This is a genomic window from Spirosoma litoris, assembly GCF_054776755.1.
The window spans coordinates 1-809 of record NZ_BAAHBI010000094.1; the positions used below are offsets into that span (position 1 = coordinate 1).

Here is an 809-nt window from a genome sequence, read left to right on the forward strand (position 1 = left end):
ATAAAATGTAAGCTCATCCAATTCTTCACTGAAAATTCGAACCGTACTAACAGTGCTTTGAAGCCGTCGATCCAAGCGTTAGCGTGCTCAATGACTGAACGATCTTGATAAAGTTCCCCATCAAAAATGTGGGTACCACTTTCGTAAGGTTCAGATTCCTGCTTGGCTGAGTTGCGCAGATTTTCCTTGACATTGGCAATGATTTCCTCTTTTTCACAAGCGACCACAAAGTCAGATGAATCAAAGCCCGAATCGGCGTTCAGAAACAGCCCTTTAAGATTTATATCAGCCTCTTTGAGTAAGGTACATAGTTCATCAAACAGCCCTTGTATCTGGAATAAGTCATGATGCTGGCCTTCTTGAGGAGTGGACATAGCTAGCATAATACCCTGATTATCTGACAAAAACAGCGCATTCGTTGTATTGCAGGCCTTTCGACCTTGATAGCCTACGGCATCTCCGCCATTCTTGGCAGGGGTATGACTACCATCAAATTCGATGCTCGATAAATCCAGATACTTGAGATTTTTACGCAAAATGTTGATCCAGACATGCTTCCAGCAGTTTGCCTTACTCCATTTATTGTAGTAGTAAAAGACCGAATTCCAACTGAGCACCTTGTTACTAAAGAATTGTTTAGTCGGTAATTCCCGCCATTGACAACCGGTTTTGAGCCGATGGAAAATGCATTCCACAATCTCCGTTAAAGGGACAGTTGTCTCAAATCCACGTTGCCCGATTGTCAACTGTGGCAAAATCCACGTTTCAATCATAGCTTTGTCCATGATCCCCATTGTTGTGTTTATTGA

The 809-nt window shown here is 42.5% G+C and carries 1 protein-coding gene; it reads right to left on the reverse strand.

Going from position 1 to position 809, the window contains the following annotated elements:
* The coding region (locus ACYVGR_RS37630) for a transposase (protein ID WP_460966080.1) at positions 1 to 773 on the reverse strand (773 nt) is incomplete at its 3' end.
* Positions 774 to 809 lie beyond the last annotated feature (36 nt).